Raw genomic sequence first — 19017 nt, forward strand, 5'->3', positions numbered from 1 at the left:
GCTCAAACCCAGCATCTCCGCCGCCTCTACCAGCCTTAAGGCGCCCGCCTTCACCCGCCCCATCACCTCAACCCTGTCCAACTCCTTAGCACTCAACGCTGTCCTCCTCACGCCGCCTCCTTTCCGAGGCAACATTAAGGGACATTTCTATCGAGGTCTCAGGGGGACATTCTATTGCGGCACAACAGCACGAAGTTTGTGCCGGGCTGCAGGCTCCAGGGCCTTTTTTTATGAGTGGTCAAGTGATTCTGCGCCAGGGAGGGAAAGAAAAGCTAGACATGAGGCGACTTTTTCGATGCCATAGGCTCGATGAGACAGCGTTTCCATTCAGGAACCGGTGGAGCAAGGGATCGCGGACTGGAAGTTTCGGTTGCCAGTTCTCCAGAAGAAACCCAATCGTTCGATGGGCAGTGGAAGGAGCGCCACTATCTGGGGGCTGGGCGATCGGTGGGCGACGATTTGCGCCAGGTCATTGCCCAAGATGGGCAGGCGGTGGCGCTGCTGGCTTGGGGGCCGGCCTGCTACGCGCTCAAGGATCGGGATCGGTGGATTGGATGGAGCGCCGTACAGCGGGTGGAGCGGCTCAAGTTGATCGTACAAAATCGGCGTTTTCTGCTGCTCAACCCCCAAAGGGGCAGGCACCCAATCTGGCCTCTCAAGCTTTGGGACCGGCCTTGCGGGCGTTGCCGGGGCAGTGGCGGGATCGCTTTGGCTACACTCCGCTCTTGGCCGAGAGCTTCACCGATCCGGAGGACTATGCGGGGACCTGCTACAAGGCGAGCAACTGGGAGGCGGTCGGCTACAGGGCCGGCTACAGCCGCCATCGGGCCGATTTTTACCTGCCCAATGACCTGCCCAAGCGGCTCTGGCTGCGTCCTCTTTCGGCGCAAGCGCGGCAAACGTTACGAGCGGCCCAATTACCCGAAGAGTGCCGCGCCGGTTTGAGCGCGAGGCCCTCGGGCACGCTGCCGGTCAACACCCAGCAGCTCGAATCGTTGCTGGAGGTCTTTTGGAAAGCGCCCGATCCGCGCATGAAGAACGCCCACTATCCGGTCGGATCGGTGTTGACCATGATCGCGATGGCGCTTTTGGCCGGGCGGCGGGAGATCGCCGGGATCGCCCGTTTCGCCACCAGTCTGACCCAGCGCCAGCGCCGTCGGCTGGGCTTGCCGCTCAAGAAGGGCACTGGAGGCTTTCATCCGGTTCCCGGCCACAGTGTCTTCTACCAGGTGCTCACCCGCATGGATCCCGAAGCCTTCGCCGCCAGGCTCACCGACTGGTTGCAAGCACAGGGGGGCATGCTGCCGCAGGCGCTGGCCTTGGACGGCAAAAGGATTCGTCATCCCATTGGCCTCCTGACCTTGGCCCAACAGGAGGACGGCGCCCCGCAAGCGGTGGCGGTCCACGACCAAAAGCAGGACACGCCCCGTTCCGAACAAAGCGCGGCGGTGGCGCTGCTGGAAAAGCTGCCGGCCCTGGATGGCAAAATCATCACCGCCGACCCATTGCATTGTCAGCGGCGCCAGGCCCGTCTCATCGGGGAAAAAGGGGGCGATTACTTGTTTGGGATCAAGGGAAATCAGCCTCGTTTGCTCCAAGAGGCGCAAGCCTTGGACGCCTTGCCCGACCCCCCTTTTTTACCGACAACCAGACCGGTCATGGCCGAGTCGAAATCCGCCAACTCCATGCCTTCCCCATCGAGCCCCTGGCCGTCGACTTCCCCTTTGCCCGCGCCCTGATCGTGGTGCGCAGCCACCGCACGAAAACAAGGATGGTCTCACCAGCACCGAGTCCCGTTACTACCTCTCCAGCGCGCCACCGGATCCGTATGCGCCCCAAGAATGGTTGGACTTCATCCGAGGACATTGGGGCGGGGCCGAAATCCGCAATCATTGGCGACGCGATGCCCGGATGGGCGAAGACCGTTGCCGTTCCCGTCAGCCCAACCTGCTGGCCAACTTGGCGCTCATCCCTAACGCGCTCCTCTCGCTCCTCGCCGAACGCCTCGGCGAACCATCCCTCCCGCAGTTCCGCGAACGATTCTGCTCCACCCCTAAACAATGTCTGGCCATCCTCGCCGCCGAGCCACTCTCCGACTAGCCGGAGAGTGGTCAATCCTCCTCCCTCCCACCCATGGAAGCGACCCTTCAAATGGCAAACAGCCGTGCAGTATCCACCAAAAACGCAACTTCGTAACCAAGGGGACATTTCTACTGTGGAGAAAAAGGGGACATTTCTATTGTGCTACGACAAAAGCTCGGATCCGGTCTTGCCGATCGGGAAGCGCGGCGTTAGGCTGATCCGCGTTCACGCCTTTGGCCGCCGGCGATGTCGCTCGGGTTCCGGCCGGGGCAAACTTCCAGGAGAAACGATGAGTCTTACGCCCACGCAAAAGACCCCACTCGACGTCCCAGTGGAGCAGCGAGCGCTTTACGAGCAGAACTTTCGAGAGATGACTCGGGGAACGGGCCGGCTCATGCTGATGGCCGCCGACCAGAAGGTAGAGCATCTGAACGACGACTTCTTCGGCTCCGGAATTGCCGAGGACGATGCCGACCCTGAGCATTTTTTCCGAATTGCCTCCCGGGCTCGGATCGGGGTCCTGGCGACGCAGCTCGGCTTGATTGCCCGCTACGGAGCGGATTACCCACAGATTCGCTACGTGGTGAAGCTCAACAGCAAAACTCACTTGATACCCACCAAGATCGGCGATCCAGAGAGCCGCCAATGGCTCTCCATCGAGCAGCTCGACCAGTTTCGCAAGTCCTCATCCCTTCCCATCCTGGGAGTGGGGTATACGATCTACCCAGGGAGCCGGACGGAGCCAGAGATGCTGCGGGAGGCCGCGCACCTGGTCTTCGAGGCTCACCAGCGTGGCCTGTTGGCGATTCTTTGGGCCTATCCTAGGGGGGCGGCCGTCTCCGATGAGCGCGATCCACACCTGATTGCCGGGGTGGCAGGGCTCGCCGCTTGCCTTGGAGCCGATTTCGTGAAGGTGAATGAGCCGAAGGCAAAGGATGGGAGGAACGCGGCCGCGCTGCGCGAAGCGGTTCTCGCCGCGGGGCGCACGCGGCTGATCTGTGCTGGGGGAAAGGAAACGAGCGTGCCCGATTTCCTGGCGCGGCTGCACGCACAGATCCATGAGGCGGGAGCGGCGGGCAACGCGACGGGTCGAAACATCCATCAGCGATCACTGCCGGAAGCCGTGGCGTTCTGCAATGCGATTTCGGCCATTACCTTCGACGGATCCACCGTGGAAGAGGCGACGGCTCTTTATCAGAAGGACCTATCGTCTCCTTCTCTGGACAGGTAGCTAGCCTGCTTATCTTACAAAGTTCGTACCCGAGGCGCCGGGAAGGGAGGAAAGCAGAGGCCAACCAGAAAGGTCGTACAGCTCCCCACAAAGACCCGCCAGGGGAAGGAGACACAGGGGAGCCAGTTGAGCCGAGTCTCCCCTCCGGGCGAGAAGAATCCGAGGATGGACTGCGGCACCCCGCTGAAGACCATGACCACTCCAAGGCCGCAGGCCATCGCCACGCAGTTCCCGAAGTCGTTTCCCCGGCTTCGGGTGAGAACGCCGAGGAGAAAGACGCCTAAAAGCGGACCGTAGCTGTAGCCAAAAAGGCCCAGGACGATCGGGAGAATGCGTGCTCGGGGCGAACGGAGCACAAAGAAGGCGGTCGCGCAGGCGATCGCAATGCTCAAGAACGCAAAGAGTACGGTGGAGCCTCGGAGAAAGCGCACCCGGATCTTCTCGTCGGTGGCGGCCGGAAGAAATCGAAAGACCCAATCTTCGCAAAAAGAGGTGGCCAGCGCGTTGAGCGCGGCCGAGAGAGAGCCCATCGCGGTCGCGAAAATTGCCGCCAGCAGGAGGCCGCGAATGCCGGGAGGGGTTTGACAAAGAATGAAGTAGGGAAAGACTTCGTTGGCTTGCGAGGGGAGCCGGGGGTCATGCGCGGAGCGCGCCAAGAGACCGAGAAAGATGCCGATCGTAAGGAAGAGGAAGACCAGGGGCACATCCGTCAGACCCGAAAGGATCAACGAAAGCCGGCTCCGGTGATGGTTCTTGGCGGTGAGAAGGCGCTGCACGAGGTCCTGGTCGGTCCCGTGGGTCGCCATTGTCGTGAAGGTGGAGCCGATCAGGGCGGCCCAGATGGTGTAGTCGGAAGAGAAGATCGCGCCTAGGTTCTCCCAAAGATTCTTGTGAGGATTGATCCCCGAGTCTGCCCAGGGGAGAGCCGCCAGCAGGCGGGCGGCTTCCGCGAGGGGAGAGCTCGAGCCCCACGGGATCCGTTGGAAGAGGAGGAAGAGGGTTAGGAGACCGCCGGAAAGCATGAGGCCAGCCTGGAGCAGGTCGGTCCAGATCACCGCCCGGATTCCCCCTGCGACGGTGTAAAGTGTCGTAAAGAGGGTGAGGAAAAGAGCGGAGATGGCGTAAACCAAGAGTTCCTGTCCGGACGAAACGGGACTTCCCCAGAGCAGCTTGACGGCGAGCACGGGCAGGATGGCGGCCACGTAGAGGCGCGCTCCGGAGGCGAGCAATCGCGTCAAGAGAAAGGTTGCCGATGCGGCCGATTTGGTCTTCGTCCCGAAGCGGAGCCCCAGAAATTGGTAGATCGAGGTGACCCGGTAGGTAAAATATGGCTTTACGAACAGGTAGGCAACCAGGACTCGGGCGAGGACTGTCCCCAGCGCAAGTTGGAGATATTCGTAATTTCCCAGCGCGTAGCCCTCCGCTGGCGTTCCCAAAAAGAAGGCCGCGCTGGTCTCTGCCGCGATCAAGGAGCCGAGGACGGCCCACCACGGCATCCTGTGTCCGCCGAGGGCGAACTGCTCGACGGTCTTCGGCCCTCTTTCCGCCCTCAGACCGATCCAAAGGACGGCGGCTAGGTAGAGGAGGAGCACGCCGAAATCGATCGCCGGATTGCCGCCGGGAAATGGAAACTTCATTGGGAAAGCCGCCGGTCCACTTCCGCCTTGACGGCCTGCCACCATGAGGAGAGCCGCGCCTCCGCCCTCCTCTCTTGAGACCGGAGGTCGTCCTGCGCCTCGGTCCGATGGAACAGGTAGAACTTGATCTTCGGCTCCGTACCCGAGCAGCGAATGGCCAGGCGCTCTCCCTCGGGAAAAGAGAAGCGCAAAAACTCTTCTCTGGGCAAAAGCTCTCCATCGGCGTCCCAATGATCTTCCCGTCCGAAATCTTCTGCATCGAAGGCAAGGCTGCCGCCGGGTCCCATCGGCGGATCCTGGCGAAACGAGGCGAAGAGACGCTTTCGGCGTTCAGCACCGTCCACGCCTTCGAGCGTCAGGGTTTGCAGCCTTTCCGCAAAGAAGCCGAACCGCCGGTAGAGGAAATCCAAGAGACCTAGAAGGCTCATCCCTTGCGCCGCTGCCCATCCCGCTGTCTCGATCAGCTGAAGGGCTGCCGCATTGCCGTCCTTCTCACGCACCTGTTCGGTGGAGAGGCTGCCGTGGCTCTCTTCTCCAGCGAAGACGAGCCAGGGGCGATTTGTAGGATCTCTCGCTGCGATCCCCTCGTACCGTCGAAGCTTTGCCGCGATGTATTTGAAGCCTGTGAGGGTTTCCACGCAGCGGATGCCGAAGGCCTCAGCAATCGAGCGGAGTAGGTCGGTCGTCACGAGCGTCTTGAGCAGAACGGGCGTGCCGGAGTTGGAGCCTTCTTCCACACGATGGGCAAATGCCCGCTCGGATCGGTAAAAGGCGAGCAGCGCGGCGATCTGATTGCCGGTCAGGATGCGCCAACCGGCGGCGGGATCATGAGCCGCGGCTCCCAGGCGATCGGCATCCGGATCGGTTCCTAGGACCAGATTGGCGGCTTCCGCTTTTGCTTGCTCGATCGCCTCCGCGAGCGAGCGGGGATCTTCCGGATTGGCCGAAGAGACGCCGGGAAACCGTCCGTCCGGCGTGCTTTGGTCCGCCACCAGGGAGTAGGAGATCCCTTGGCGGGCGAGAAGCGGAGGAAGAGTGCGCAGCCCGGCTCCATGCAGCGGGGTGTAGACCACCTGGATCGACTGGCGTGCCTTCCGGATGGCGGAGGGTTCGAGGATCGTGGATTCGACCACCTCGAAGTAGGCCTGATCGCAATCGTCCCCGAGCCGGTGCATGGTCCCGGGGCAATGGCCTTCGGGAATTTCGGCCGCAAGGGGGATGCACGCGATCGCCTTGCTCACTCCCTCGGCCGCCTCAGCGGTAATCTGGCTGCCATCGCAGAGATAGATCTTTAGCCCGTTATCCCAAGGCGGGTTGTGGCTTGCGGTCACCATCACACCCGCGTTGGCGGAGAGCCGCGGGATTGCGAAAGAGAGTTCCGGGGTAGGGCGTTCTTCGGGAAAGAGCAAGGCCACGAAGCCAAGTGCTTGGAGGGTTTCGGCGCAGATGCGGGCGAACAGTGCCGAGAAGAGGCGGGTATCGTAGCCGATGACGACGGAGATCGGGCGCTTGGCGGGCACGCTCAAAAGGTAGTCTCCGAGCCCGAGAGAGATCCGGCGCACACTTCTCTCGTTGAGCATTCCGCTTCCCACCGCCGGGAATCGCGGGGGATCGGACGGACCGGCGTCCCCCCGCTCTGCCGCCGTGGAAAACCGACCGATCGTCCGACTGCGAATTCCTCCCGTTCCGAAGAAAAGGGTCGTTCCAAACCGTTGCTCGGTCTCCTCCCACTGTTGCGCGGAGAGCAGCTCGATCACGCTCTCCCGCTCGATCGAGGAGAGATTGGGAAGGGCAAGAAAGTCGCGGAGAATGGCTCGGCAATTTGGGGAAAGCTTATCCTCTGCCTGCGCAAGCAAGCGAGGCAGGGAGGAAGTAGAGAAAGCTCCGGGAGACCGCACGCGGGGGACACCCTACCGAGCGGGAGGGCTGCTGACAAGAGGGTGTCGTGTCGTTAAGCAAGTGAAGTGACCGCCGCGAGGACAAAGGAAGTGACCGCTTGGGTATTGGGGGCTGGAGGGTCCATGAGATGGGCGCATGGATGCCTTTGGCGAAGCGGAAGGACGGCGGGTCAGGCAAGTTCAGGAGGTGATCCCGCGAGCGATGGCGAAGCAAGAACCGGACAACCGGCTCGCCGCATCGCGTTCCTTCGCTATGGCGGATTTTGTGTAGGTTCCGGAGAGCGATGCCCACGGAAGACAAGGAACTATCTCCTGTGAGAAAACAATTGGCGAAAGAAGCCTTCATCCACTATCTTTTCTCGAAAAAAAGAGAAGCAATGCTCGATCAGGAGAAGAAACAAGAAGTCATTACAGGATTTCGTCGTCACGAGAGCGACACGGGATCAGCTACGGTTCAAGTAGCGCTGCTAACCTGGAGAATCCAGCAACTCACCGATCATCTTCGACAGAATCAAAAGGATCATAGCTCAAGGCGTGGTCTATTGCGGATGGTGAGTCGCCGGCGCAAGCTGTTGGATTACTTGAATCGGACGGACCCTCTCAGCTACCGGGACCTGATTGGCCGATTGTCGCTGCGTAAGTAGCCATTGCTACTGGAGCAGTAGAGCCTCACAGAGGGGCTCCGGCGCGTTGCGGAGAAGAAAGGATTAGGAATGGAACTTCCAGTTCGCGTATCGGTGGCTTGCGGAGAAGCGCCGCTTATTTTACAGACGGGCAAGCTGGCCAAGCTGGCGGATGGCGCGGCAGTGGTGAGTTGCGGGGAGACGGTGGTCATGGCGACCGTGGTCTCGGCGAAATCAGTTAAGCCAGGACAGGACTTTCTGCCTCTTCAGGTGGAGTATCGGGAGCGGGCGGCGGCGGCCGGTCGAATCCCCGGAGGTTATTTTCGGCGGGAGGGGCGTCCCACCGAAAAGGAGATCCTCACGGCGCGGATGATCGACCGGCCGCTTCGGCCTCTCTTTCCTAAGGGGTATTTTTACGAAACACAGATCATTCTCGCCCTGCTCTCCGCAGATGCTCAAAACGACCCCGATATCCTGGCGATCAACGCCGCGTCGCTGTCGCTGATGGTATCCGACATCCCTTTTGCGGGTCCCGTAGGCGCTGTGCGTCTGGGGCGGCTGGAGGGGAAGTGGGTAGTCAATCCCACCCATCGGGATCGCGAGTTGAGCGATCTGGACCTCGTCTACGTGGGAGCGGAAACCGAGGCGCTCATGATCGAAGGGAGTGCGCGGGAGTTGCCGGAGGCGGACTTCCAGCGCGCGCTCGAGGTGGCTCAGGAGGCGATTGAGGGCCTGATCCAGAGCCAGAAAGAGATTGCATCCAAGGTCGGCCGGGCGAAGAGGAGCTATACCTGTGAACTGGCGGATCCGCAGATCGTGGCATGCATGGCCGAGTGGCTGGGTAGTCGGCTGGAAGAAGCTCTCTACCTGCCCCAGAAGCAGGAGCGGGAGAGTGCACTGGATAACCTGAAGACCGGGTTCGCCGAAAAGATCCGCGAACGCTTTCCGACGGCTTCAGATGCCGATCTCGACAGAGCGTTCACGAAGTTGCAGGTGCAGATGTTCCGCCACCGGGTCCTGGAAGAAGGGAAGCGGTGCGACGGCAGGAAGTTTGACGAGATTCGGCCGTTGTCCGCCGAAACCGGAATCCTTCCCCGGGTTCACGGAACGGCCTTGTTCTCTCGCGGGGAGACGCAGGCGCTCTGCATGACGACGCTGGCTTCGCTCAGCGAGGCACAGGAGATCGATGCCTATGGTGGCGGAGAGACGACCAAGCGGTTTCTCCTGCATTACAACTTTCCTCCGTTCAGCGTGGGAGAGGTTGGCCGGATTGGGGGACAGAGCCGCCGGGAAATCGGCCACGGCGCCCTGGCGGAGCGTTCCATTTTGCAGGTCGTGCCGCCGGAGTCGGCTTTCCCGTACGCCATCCGGGTGAATTCGGAGATCTTGGAATCCAACGGCTCGACTTCGATGGCCAGTGTCTGCGGGGGGACCCTCTCGCTCATGGATGCTGGTGTGCCCCTGAAGGCCCCGGTGGCCGGCATCTCGGTTGGATTGGTGACGGAGCCGGACGAGGCGGGTGGATTGCGGCGCTATCTGCTCCTGACCGACATCCTTGGCTTGGAAGACCATTACGGCGATATGGATTTCAAGCTGGCGGGCACCGTGCAGGGGGTAACCGGGTTTCAGCTCGATCTGAAGCTTCCGGGGATTCCGATCCCAATTCTGCAGGAGGCGATTGGCCGCGCAGCCGAAGCCAGGCGCCAAATCTTGGCCTTCATGCAGCAAATCATAGAGGCGCCCCGACTAGAGCTTTCGAAGCATGCTCCTCGCATCGATACCCTCAAGATTCATCCGGACAAGATCGGGCTATTGATCGGTCCAGGTGGAAAGAACATCAAGCGGATTTCTGCGGAAAGCGGGGCGGAAATCAGCGTGGAAGACGACGGAACGGTCCGGATCTACTCGCCCGACGGCGAGGCTATGGCGTTGGCTCGCGAGATGGTAGAGGAACTGGTCGGCGAACTGGTGGTCGGAGGCCTCTATCGGGGTCGAGTCAGCGGGATCAAGGATTTCGGCTGCTTCGTCGAGATCCGAGGCAAGGGAGAGGGACTGGTTCATATTTCGGAGCTCGCGGACGCGCGCGTCCAACGGGTCGAGGATGTTGTCCGGATGGGAGAAGAAGTCTGGATCAAGTGCATTGGCATCGATGATCGCGGTCGTTATAAATTCAGCCGAAAGGCGGCTCTTCGCGACAAGAGCGAGACGGATACCGTGCAGTAGGGATCCAGTGGTCTTTCTTCCTTTGCTAGGGAGAGGGGCAAGATTGGGGAATGGAGGAAGCATGGCGCTATCCGTGGGAGCGGCGGCTCCCGACTTTACGCTCAAGCGAAAGACACCAGAGGGGCTGGTGGACGTGCAGTTGAGTTCCTTTCGGGGGAGGAAGGTCGTCCTTCTCTTCTTCCCCTTGGCGTTTACGAGCGTCTGTACCGAGGAGATGTGCCGGATGACGGGTGGGCTCAACGATTATGAGCGACTGGACGCATCGATCCTGGCCGTGAGCGTGGATAGCCCGTTTGCGCAGGAGGTCTGGGCGCAGAGCGAAGGAATCCGCATTCCGCTTCTTTCGGATCTCAACAAGGAGGTGTCGCGGACCTACGGAGTCCTTCTCTCCCGGGTCTTGGGCATCGGCGACGTGGCCGCAAGGGCAGTCTTTGTGATCGACCGGGAAGGGAAGATCGCCTATTCGGAGGTGACAGCTAGTCCAACCGTGCTGCCCCAGTTTGCCGCGATGAAAGAGACCGTGGAACAGCTTGCCTAGAGGCTCGCGCGGTATGGCGACATTCCGCGTCGGACTCCTGACGAGCGGCGGTGACTGTCCTGGCCTCAATGCGGTGATTCGCGCAGCGGTTGCCGCTTCCAGCCAGCGTGGCTGGGACGTCTACGGGTTCATCGACGGCTTCGAGGGGCTCCTCTCCCCTGTCCGTTATCGAATCCTGGAGGAGCCGGCAACCGCCGGGATCGTGAGCCATGGGGGCACGATCCTCGGGACAACCAACCGCGGCCGATTCGCGACCCGGGTGGGGCTCGGCGAGATCCAGCAGATCCCAAAAACGGTGCTCGACGAGGTTTGGGAGACGGTAGAGGGACTGCAGATCGGAGGACTGATCTGCATCGGCGGGGATGGTTCCCTTACGGCGGCCCAACAGCTTTTCGAGGCGGGACTACCCATCGTTGGCGTTCCCAAGACGATCGACAACGACATCTCGGCGACTTCGATCTCCTTCGGGTTCTACTCCGCCGTCGAGTTCGTCACCCAGGCTCTCGACCGGCTGCGGTCGACGGCAATCAGCCATCGGCGGGTGATGGTCGTGGAGGTGATGGGAAGATACGCGGGCTGGATCGCGCTCTTCGGCGGACTAGCGGGTGGAGCCGATGTGATCCTGCTGCCGGAGATCCCATTCCAATATGAAAAAATCGCGCATGAGGTGCGCAAGCGCGTGGCGGAAGGAGCGCTGCAGACGATGATCGTCGTCGCCGAAGGAGCCCGCCCAGCTCACGGAGCGCTTGTCACGCAAGACGAAGACACGGAGAAGGGACCCCTCGGAGAGATTCGGCTCGGCGGGATCGGCCGGCATGTGGCCGGCGTGATTGAGCGGATGACCGGTCGGGAGAGCCGGGAGGTGGTGTTGGGCCATCTCCAGCGCGGCGGTCCGCCCACGGCGCTCGATCGGAATCTTGGGATGCTTTTCGGAGTTGCCGCCGTGCGATTGGTGGAAGAGAAGCGATTCGGAGAAATGGTGGCCTTTGCCAACGATCGGGTGGGATCGGTGCCGATCCAGGAGGCGGTTCGGAAAACCAAGACCGTACCTCCCGACTGCGAGGAGATTGCTGCCGCCCGCGCGGTGGGCATCGCGTTCGGGGATTGAGCCGCCTCTGGGTCTGCTGGCGCGTCATTGGGGGGGAACGGTCATTGGAGGGATCGAGCCCCAGGTATTGCTCCAGCCCTTGGCCGGGTAGCCCCAGACCCAATCCCTCCGAGGCAATGCCGGGGAGTCCCGCTGTCCCCCGTTCTGGGGCCAGAGGCGGATCTCCGTCGCCGAGATCCGTGGATAGGTGTAGGGTCTCTCTCCGATTCGACCCGCTTGGGTGCCCGTCACGCGTCCGACGACCGTGACATCGCGTCCTTCCCGATAGATGGATGGATCCAAAAAAGTCGAGTTCCGCACGACGAAGCGTCCACCCAGCTTGTCGGTGGAGATGGGTCGGTCGGAGTCGTCGAGCCGTTCCTCGAGAACCTCCAGTAGCGTCCCCTCCTTCAGGTTCGTCGTTTTTGTGATGATCCCTCCAAGGATGACCATGCGGCCCCGGTAGGCGGAAGGGTCGCTCCGGATGGCGCCGAAGGAGGGTTGGCCCCGCACCTCCTTCTTCACCTCGCTCGAAAAGGGGCTTCCGCAGCCGGTCAGCAGTACCGCAAGAGCGAACCAGCTGATCGTTCTCCTCTTGCCCTGGAAGATTCGATGCATCGTTACCGCACCTCGCTCCGCCCTCGCGAAGGCTGCTCCACACGGAGGCCGCTTACCAGAAGGTCATCGGCGGCATCATGGGCCAGCCCATGCCCCAATCCATGCCTGGGTAGCCCCAGCCCCACTCCACTCGAGGATCCTTCCAATGGTCGTCCTCCACGTGTTCTCGCCATAAGTGGATGTCTGTCGCAGCAATCAGGGGATAGGTATAGCGCCTTTCTCCGATTCGACCCGGCTGCGAACCGACGACCCGGCCGACGATCGTGATATCCCGGCCCCTTTGATAGACCTTGAGATCGAGAAGCGACGAAGTGCCGACTAAAAAGCGGCCGTCGGTCTTGTCGGAGGGGATCGGCCGATCGTAGGCGTTCAACTCCTCCTCGAGCACCTCTAGGTAGGTGCCGTGGTTGCGATGCTTGGCGTAGAGGATGGTCCCGCCAAGCATCACCGTCCGATGCCGGTAGACGGAAGGCTTGCTTCGAATCGCCGCGAACGAGGGTTGATTCTGGACCTCCTGCTTCACCTCCTTGGGAAACGGACTGCAGGCGGCGACGAACAGGGCGAGGGTCAGGTACGCGAGGAAACTTCCACGGTCCGAAAAGGGTGGATTCATCGAGCGTGATCCTTGAACCATCCCTTGGTTCCACGGGTGAGGCTAAGGCGCTTTCGACATTGGTTGAGTTCGTTCCTTTCTGTAACTCTAGCGCAGTTTGCTGCGTTCGTCTTCTTTTGCGCCGCGGACGTGGTGGCCTGTGGGGCCCGCGGATCACCACCAAGGGCCGAAGCCCCAACCCATCCCCATTCCCATTCCCGGATAGCCCCATCCCCATCCCATGCCGGGATAGCCCCAGTAGGCGTCGTTAGTCGCGTACTGAGGCCACAAATGGATCCGGGTGGCGGCGATCACGGGATAGGTGTAAGGCTTTTCGCCGATGACGCCCGCCTGGGGCGCGGCGAGGCGGCCGACGACTGTGATGTCGCGGCCTTTACTGTAGACCGAAGGATCGAGAAAGGTTGATGTTCGCACGAGGAAGCGGCCGCCGATCTTATCCGAGTCGATCGGTTGATCGGAGCTGTCGAGCTTTTCTTGGAGGACTTCGATCAAGGTGACGTCCTTGAGGTTCTTCGTCTGGGCGATGGTGCCCCCCAGCATGACCATGCGGCCCAGGTAGGCGGAAGGGCTGTGCCGAATCGCGGCAAAGGAGGGCTGACCCTTCACCTGCTTCTTCACCTCGCTCGAGAACGGACTGCAGCCGACCAGGAGAGCTGCGAGCACCAGGCAGACGGCAGGGCGCCATTGCTTGGGGGAATGCGAAGCCATCGACAGAAACCTACTCTCCCCGTTAATACATGCCGAAGCCACCCATGCCGAAGCCGCCCATGCCGTAGCCCGGGAAGAAGCCCATCCCGGGACCCCACATACCCGAATTCATCATCGCCCAGTCATAGTCTGCTCCCCCGCTCATTTCGGGCTGCCAGAGGTGGATCTGGGAGATGGTGACAAGAGGATAGGAGTAGCTCATCTTCCCGATGGTGCCGGGTTGGACGCCGCTGAGCCGGCCCGCTACGGTCACCTTCCGGCCGCGCTTGTAAATCGTCGGATCCAGAAACTTCGGAGTCACGGCGAGAAAGCGCCCTCCCGATTGGCTGGACGAACTCGGGCGTTCGTCGCCTCCCAGCGGCCTTTGCACGACTTCGACGATGGTTGCGTTCTTCCGGTTTTGGATCTGCGCAATTTTGCCGCCGAGGATTACGAGGCGGCCTTTGTAGGCCATGGGATCTTGCCGAATGGCTCCAAAGGAAGGCTGATTCCGAGCGGCCTCAACTGTGGATTCGGAAAAGGGCCCGCCACATCCCGACAGGGTCCCGAGCAGGAGAGCGGCGAGAGGCAAGCCGAGAACAAGCTGCACGGATTTTCCGGTCATATAGCTTGAGCTATCGGCGATGGGCCGTTCTTTCGTCAAGGCGAAAGCGGGTGCCGGCGGGGGAGCGCCGGTCCGCCCGGCAAGCGGCAGAAATGTCTTTGAGAATAGCGGAATTCGTGTTACATAACGTACATCCGCCGGACGGACAAGCTCGAGCGGCCGGTAGATGGGAGGTGGGGTGGATGGAACGGGAACGGTGGATCGGCCTCTTGGCGTCCGTGGCGTTTCACGCGACGATCTTGCTGGGATCGAGCTTCTGGATCGCCCAGAAGGTTCAATACGGGATGGCGCAGGGGGAGAACTCGGTCGCCGTCGACCTAGTAGAGGGCGCGTCGAAACCAGAAGCGAAGCCGGAGCCGCTTCCGCAGCCCGAGCCGGTCGCCAAGCTAGCTCCCGAGGAGATGCCCCAGGCGGTCGTGCCGAAGCCGCCGCTCCAGAAGGCGGTGCATAAGGAGCCGGAGAAGGTTCCGCGAAAATCCCATTCGCTAGCGGCACAAGGGAAGGGTGTTTCGGGAGCAGGGCAGGATGCGATCACCTTGAGGCGCGCCAGCGGCACCAGCAGTGCCCAGCCGGACTACGTCCGCAATCCGCCGCCGGCCTATCCGGAGGAATGCCGCTGCCGGGGCGAACAGGGCACGGTGCTGGTGAAAGTCTTAGTCTCCCCTCGCGGAACGGCGCAGTCGGTCGCGTTGAGTCGAAGCTCGGGGTTCGGGCCTCTCGATCGCGCGGCGCTCGACGCGGTCCGCCGGTGGCGTTTTCGGGCGGCGACCATGGGCGGGATGCCCGTCGAATCTTACGTGATGGTCCCGATTCGTTTCGTCCTCGAGAATTAGCTTGCTGGTCTTACAAACGTTCTCCTGCGGCTTGTGCAATGGACCTGTCTGGTTTGTTGGGCCTTGGCTTTCCCGCTTCGCAGTGTGTCGTCATACCCCTCCGGGGGGAAACCTGCGCCCCGCCTTGCATCCAGGCCCATCGGCCCTCGCCTCGGGTAGGAACTTTGTGAGACATGCAGGCATTAGCCGGCTCGCCCGTGCGGACGCGGCGTCAGGTGCGGATCTGGATATCCTCATACGCGGCCCAACCAATGATCGTGAAGGGCACTGCTTGAACCGCGAGGAACAGAAGCAGGAGGATGAGCCGCAGCCTCGGAACGAGCTTCGGAGTCTGCTGGTCGAGCTCCTGCTTCACGTATTCCGCGACGATGCTTACCGCCCTGGTGTCTGGATAGATGCCGCTGCCGGGGACGCTCAGGTACTGCTGCACGTCTCGGGAAACCGCCTCCTCGGCGGTGCCGACCCGGACGGAGAGAATCCAGCTCAGGAACGGATGTAACCGCTGGAAGTTGCGGGCGGCGCTGTTTGCATAGATCTTGGCGACCACGAACTTCGTGTTCGGGTTGTTGAGAGGGATGATCGGGTTTCTGCTCGGATCGTACCAGAGGGCCGGATCGTGCGACTCTTGGCCCAGTTGCCAGACGGTCTTCCGGGCGTCCTGGAAGGTGGCGTTTTCCCATGCTCCATTTGCCTGAAGGGAGGCCGCCCAGAGGTTGACGAACTTCTCGCCCGCTGTCTTTGCATGGGTCAGGGCGAAGAAGAGAAGGACGGTGGCCAGCGTCGCGAGGGCGGCGAGTCCGCAAAACAAGTGGTGAACCGGATTCGCGTGGAAGAGAAGATTCCAGAGCTTCGCGTAATTGCTCGCCAGCCACCAGCAGCTGCCGGCCAGGAGGATGGCTGCCACGCAGGCCAGTACGAACTGCCCGGTTGCCTCAACCAGGAAGAGCAGAATGCAGGAGGTTGTGACGGCGAGGAGATCGATGAGCATAAGAGGGTCTTCGGGTTGTAAGAAGCCCGAGTGCGGCGAGTCAAGACGTGGACGTTACCCTTTTGCTTGCCCTCGGCGTCCGGACAGCCCAAGCGCCTCTCCCTCCCGGGAGGTAAGAAGCTTTCGAAAGCGAGCGCCAAAAGGGATTGCTTTTTTTCTGCTCACGGGTCATTCGATTCAGGATAGCTCTCGGCAGCGATCGATTCTCCTCTCGCGGAGACAGTTTCTCCCGATGACGAGGAGCGAAAGCTTCTACTGGTGAAACGATTTGCTCCAGAGCGTGCCCGATAGGTTTAATCGTACCTTCGTGTAACACATACCGATCGATGAATCCCAACCATATGATCCTTGGTCTCGGCGGGACGGGAGGTAAAATCATCCGTGCGGTCCGAAAGACCATCTTCCAGGAATTTCGGAGTTTGAACCCGGCGGACGTCAGCATCGGGTACCTCTATGTCGATTCGAGCGACGAGCTCATGCGGCTCGATGATCCGACCTGGAAGATTCTAGGGCAGAGCGTTCAACTGGGCCCCAACAGCCAACTCCACATCCGCTGTGCCAACCTCTCCTCGATTCTGGAAAACCTGACCAACTATCCCGGCATCCGGCCTTGGATCGGCGACCGGGCGATCTGGAACGATATCCTAGGAGGGATCGTGGGAGATGCGATCGGCGGGCAAAAACGGAGACTCGGCCGATTTCTCTTCGCCAACCATGCGACGGAGTTCTGTAACCGGCTGACGTCCCAAGTGCGCGAGCTCCAGGCAGGCGGAGAGACGAGCGTCACCTTTCATGTCTGCGCCGGTCTCGCGGGAGGGACGGGAAGCGGTACGATCCTCGACACGCTCTGCCAGATCCGACGTCTCTATCCGGATTCCCTGCAGTATCGAATTATCGGCTATCTTCTTCTTCCCGAAGAGCACCCCAAGCCCAATTGGAACACCGGCAACTATCACGCCAACGGCTACGCGGCCCTGGTGGAGCTTAACGCCTTGAGTGTGGGGAAGTTCGTTCCCTGCAACCTCGCCGGGGACGGGAGCAAGATGACCGGCCTGGAGACGCCGTTCAACGGAGCGTATCTTTTCACTACCCACAACGAGAATGGGTTGGCGCTCGGCGTCGACGATATTCCGAACGTCGTGGCGGATTTTCTCTACCAGAAGATCGTTACGGTCCGAAAAGTCAATTGGGCGAGTCTTGGCCGGCAGGAGAACGCAGAAAACGGGGACGGGATGCCCGAGACGATCCCCGGGACCAACGTTGGGGTGAGGTCGAAGAGGTGGCTTGCCTTCGGGGTGAAGCGGATCGCTGTCCCGGAGGAGGAGATCGCCGAGTATCTCGCCTACCAGTTTGCCCGCCAGGCAGCCCTGCAGCTCCGCTACAACAACTGGTCGGAGACCGAGGGCTACCTCCCGAATGCCAAGAACGTCGACTTGATGAGCTATGTCGCCGCTCCGGAGCAGCTCGAGCGGTGGCTTCTCTCCGACGAGCACCTGATCCTGTCCGCTCCAGTGCTGGAGGCTGACGGGACGCAGGGCCGGTGGCAGCCGATCAGCCGATACTGGACGACCGTTACCGGGGCTTTCAAGCAGGAGATCGAGGAGCGAGAGGAAGGCGCGAAGTGGCTCGACAGCCTGAAGGGAAGGCTCGAGGTTCGCTTCAGCGATCAGTACCGCGGGCACGGCGTCAAGACCTTCTACCAGACCGTGTCGGCCTCCGCCCGGGAGCGTGCGCGCGAGATCCGGCAGAAGCTTGAACGGGAGCTGTTCGGCAACTGGCGCGACGGAGTCCGCTCCGTTCACGAGATCAGCGCGCTGGTCGGTGCCTTGACCAGCTATCTGCGAAGCCGCTTTGAGCGCTTTGACGACGATGTGGCGAAAGCAAAGCCTCAGGAGGAAGCGCTTGCCAAGAAGCTCAAGGATCAGGAGAAGGAGTGGGTGAAGGTCGGGGTCATCTCCGACATGTTTGGAAAGAGAAAGCGGCTCTTCGATACCTGCGCCTTGACCCTCCAGGATCTCTACGTCTGCCGGACGCGCATCGAAGGTTGGCAGTTCGCCAAGAAGTTCACGCCGGTTCTGCTGGAGGAGATTACTCAGCTCAAAGCTGAGCTCGACCGGAGTTCGGCCATGATCGCCGAGGCGGTCAAGAACTTCGAGGAGCAGATCGCCGAGCGCTGCGTCGATGACAGCAGCAAGGTGGATTATCGGCAACAGATCATCCGGTTCTACGATCCGGAACTCGTCCGGAGCGTGACGCGAAGGTTGACGAAGGATGCCCGGGAGCAGCTCACCCAGACGCAGCGGGTCCGCTCGGCCCTTGTGGCGTTGCTAGGAGACAAGGTCGATTTCCGCACCTTCAACGAGCGAATCAACAAGACGACCTTCCTGGACGTTCTCGAGAACCAGTGCATGGAGAATGCGAAGATCTCCCACAACAACTTGATCGAGAGCAGCAAGGAGAAGCTGATCGGAGTCAGCATCATCGACAAGCTGCGCGATCGGTATGGGGATCGGCAGGCGCTCCGCCTCTTCATCGATGGCATCGTCAAGTCGGCCGGCAACTACCTGATCTTCAGCCCGGACGAAATCAAGAGATCAGCCCCCGGGATCAATCCGGGAGCGCAAATCTGCGTTTCGAACTTCACGGTCATTCTCCCCAAAGCGCCGGAGGCGGAAGACTTCATGAAGATGCTGCGGGAGGTCTTCTGGGAGTGCGTGCAGACGACGGCTCGCGAATTTCTGGAGGGGAGCAGATCCAACGAGATCATTTTGACCAGCGTCACCAATCTCTTCCCGCTGCGGGTCGTCCAGCTCCTCTCCTTTCTGCGGGCTCGTTATCTGGAACGGGTGAACGGTCCGAATCCAGCGCGGGCGCGGATGGAGCTGAATATCGAGGATGATAGTCAGATGCTCCCGAGCCTTTTCCTCCCGAGCCGGGGTGAGCTACAGGAGCGGATCGCTCCCTATCTCCTCCTCGGCAGCGTCTTGGGATTGATTGCCAGCCGGGAGAATGAGCAGGGGACGCAGGAGCTGGCGATCTTGACGAAGGACGAGTATGGGTTCGAGACCCCGGTCTTTCTGGAAGGGACGACGATTCCCGAAACGCTCGCCAACGTTCCGGAGCCGAAGGCCCTGACCCTGGAGGAGGCGGTAGGCAAGCAACTTGCCGATCCCGAGTTGCGCCGGGAGCCGAAGCGGACCGACTTGACGCAAAAGGTAGTCTCCCTGGTCAACGAGCTCGCCCGTCAACTACCCCTCACCGATCCCCGGGGGAAGGCCTTTCCCGACTGGGGACGGCGAGCGGTTAAGCTTCTCCGCGGAGAAGGCTAGAGGAG

Annotated in this window: 16 protein-coding genes and 1 pseudogene; 10 read left to right on the forward strand and 7 right to left on the reverse strand. The window is 61.3% G+C overall.

What is annotated here, in order from left to right; all coding sequences use genetic code 11:
- Nucleotides 1-309: 309 nt before the first annotated feature.
- The 4 genes and pseudogenes from A37A_RS21765 to A37A_RS0106800 all read left to right on the forward strand — a co-directional run.
- A pseudogene (locus tag A37A_RS21765) lies at nucleotides 310-555 on the forward strand (hypothetical protein); the annotation flags it as partial.
- Nucleotides 555-1739, forward strand: a complete 1185-nt coding sequence (locus A37A_RS21770; protein ID WP_255324878.1) for an ISAs1 family transposase — start codon at nucleotides 555-557, stop codon at nucleotides 1737-1739. The pseudogene A37A_RS21765 and the gene A37A_RS21770, both read left to right, overlap by 1 nt.
- Nucleotides 1740-1845: 106 nt before the next feature.
- On the forward strand, nucleotides 1846-2100 hold the full coding sequence (locus A37A_RS0106795; RefSeq protein ID WP_018290767.1) for a DDE transposase family protein: 255 nt from the start codon (nucleotides 1846-1848) through the stop codon (nucleotides 2098-2100).
- Nucleotides 2101-2371: 271 nt separating this feature from the next.
- Nucleotides 2372-3313 carry an aldolase gene (locus A37A_RS0106800; protein ID WP_040888576.1) on the forward strand — a complete coding sequence of 314 codons (942 nt, stop codon included), beginning with the start codon at nucleotides 2372-2374 and terminating at the stop codon, nucleotides 3311-3313.
- A 14-nt stretch (nucleotides 3314-3327) separates the two neighbouring features.
- On the opposite strand, the gene A37A_RS0106805 is transcribed toward A37A_RS0106800, so the two are convergent.
- The gene (locus A37A_RS0106805) at nucleotides 3328-4950 is read right to left on the reverse strand and encodes a hypothetical protein (RefSeq protein WP_018290769.1); all 1623 of its coding nucleotides are present in this window, start codon (nucleotides 4948-4950) and stop codon (nucleotides 3328-3330) included.
- On the reverse strand, nucleotides 4947-6806 hold the full coding sequence (locus A37A_RS16245) for a phospho-sugar mutase (protein WP_051076253.1): 1860 nt from the start codon (nucleotides 6804-6806) through the stop codon (nucleotides 4947-4949). Before A37A_RS16245 ends, A37A_RS0106805 begins: the two co-directional genes overlap by 4 nt.
- Before the next feature lie 419 nt (nucleotides 6807-7225).
- Between A37A_RS16245 and rpsO the strand changes: the two genes are divergently transcribed.
- The 4 genes from rpsO (at nucleotide 7226) to A37A_RS0106835 (ending at nucleotide 11340) form a co-directional block, all read left to right on the forward strand.
- Entirely contained in the window at nucleotides 7226-7492 is a 267-nt protein-coding gene (gene rpsO / locus A37A_RS0106820; protein ID WP_026195698.1) for a 30S ribosomal protein S15, read from the forward strand.
- Nucleotides 7493-7561: 69 nt separating this feature from the next.
- Nucleotides 7562-9694 (forward strand): polyribonucleotide nucleotidyltransferase, encoded by a 2133-nt coding sequence (locus A37A_RS0106825; protein WP_018290773.1) that lies wholly within the window; start codon nucleotides 7562-7564, stop codon nucleotides 9692-9694.
- Nucleotides 9695-9755: 61 nt separating this feature from the next.
- A complete protein-coding gene (locus A37A_RS0106830; protein ID WP_020494132.1) occupies nucleotides 9756-10232 on the forward strand; it encodes a redoxin domain-containing protein in 477 nt (158 codons plus the stop codon).
- A gap of 13 nt (nucleotides 10233-10245) precedes the next feature.
- Nucleotides 10246-11340, forward strand: a complete 1095-nt coding sequence (locus A37A_RS0106835) for a 6-phosphofructokinase (RefSeq protein WP_018290775.1) — start codon at nucleotides 10246-10248, stop codon at nucleotides 11338-11340.
- 24 nt (nucleotides 11341-11364) lie between these two features.
- Here the strand turns inward: A37A_RS0106835 and A37A_RS0106840 are convergent, their stop codons facing one another.
- From A37A_RS0106840 to A37A_RS16250, 4 genes are all read right to left on the reverse strand, one after another.
- A complete protein-coding gene (locus A37A_RS0106840; RefSeq protein WP_018290776.1) occupies nucleotides 11365-11937 on the reverse strand; it encodes a Slp family lipoprotein in 573 nt (190 codons plus the stop codon).
- Nucleotides 11938-11989: 52 nt separating this feature from the next.
- Nucleotides 11990-12550, reverse strand: a complete 561-nt coding sequence (locus A37A_RS0106845) for a Slp family lipoprotein (RefSeq protein WP_040888581.1) — start codon at nucleotides 12548-12550, stop codon at nucleotides 11990-11992.
- 153 nt (nucleotides 12551-12703) lie between these two features.
- Nucleotides 12704-13258, reverse strand: a complete 555-nt coding sequence (locus A37A_RS0106850) for a Slp family lipoprotein (RefSeq protein WP_018290778.1) — start codon at nucleotides 13256-13258, stop codon at nucleotides 12704-12706.
- 22 nt (nucleotides 13259-13280) lie between these two features.
- Nucleotides 13281-13862 (reverse strand): Slp family lipoprotein, encoded by a 582-nt coding sequence (locus tag A37A_RS16250; protein ID WP_018290779.1) that lies wholly within the window; start codon nucleotides 13860-13862, stop codon nucleotides 13281-13283.
- Between the two features lie 182 nt (nucleotides 13863-14044).
- Between A37A_RS16250 and A37A_RS0106860 the strand changes: the two genes are divergently transcribed.
- Nucleotides 14045-14695, forward strand: coding sequence for a TonB family protein (locus A37A_RS0106860; protein WP_018290780.1), 651 nt, complete (start codon nucleotides 14045-14047; stop codon nucleotides 14693-14695).
- A 211-nt stretch (nucleotides 14696-14906) separates the two neighbouring features.
- On the opposite strand, the gene A37A_RS0106865 is transcribed toward A37A_RS0106860, so the two are convergent.
- A complete protein-coding gene (locus A37A_RS0106865; RefSeq protein ID WP_018290781.1) occupies nucleotides 14907-15683 on the reverse strand; it encodes a hypothetical protein in 777 nt (258 codons plus the stop codon).
- Nucleotides 15684-16024: 341 nt separating this feature from the next.
- Between A37A_RS0106865 and A37A_RS0106870 the strand changes: the two genes are divergently transcribed.
- On the forward strand, nucleotides 16025-19012 hold the full coding sequence (locus tag A37A_RS0106870) for a tubulin-like doman-containing protein (protein WP_018290782.1): 2988 nt from the start codon (nucleotides 16025-16027) through the stop codon (nucleotides 19010-19012).
- Nucleotides 19013-19017 lie beyond the last annotated feature (5 nt).

The sequence above is a fragment of the Verrucomicrobium sp. 3C genome (genome assembly GCF_000379365.1).
Lineage (GTDB): Bacteria > Verrucomicrobiota > Verrucomicrobiia > Methylacidiphilales > Methylacidiphilaceae > Methylacidimicrobium.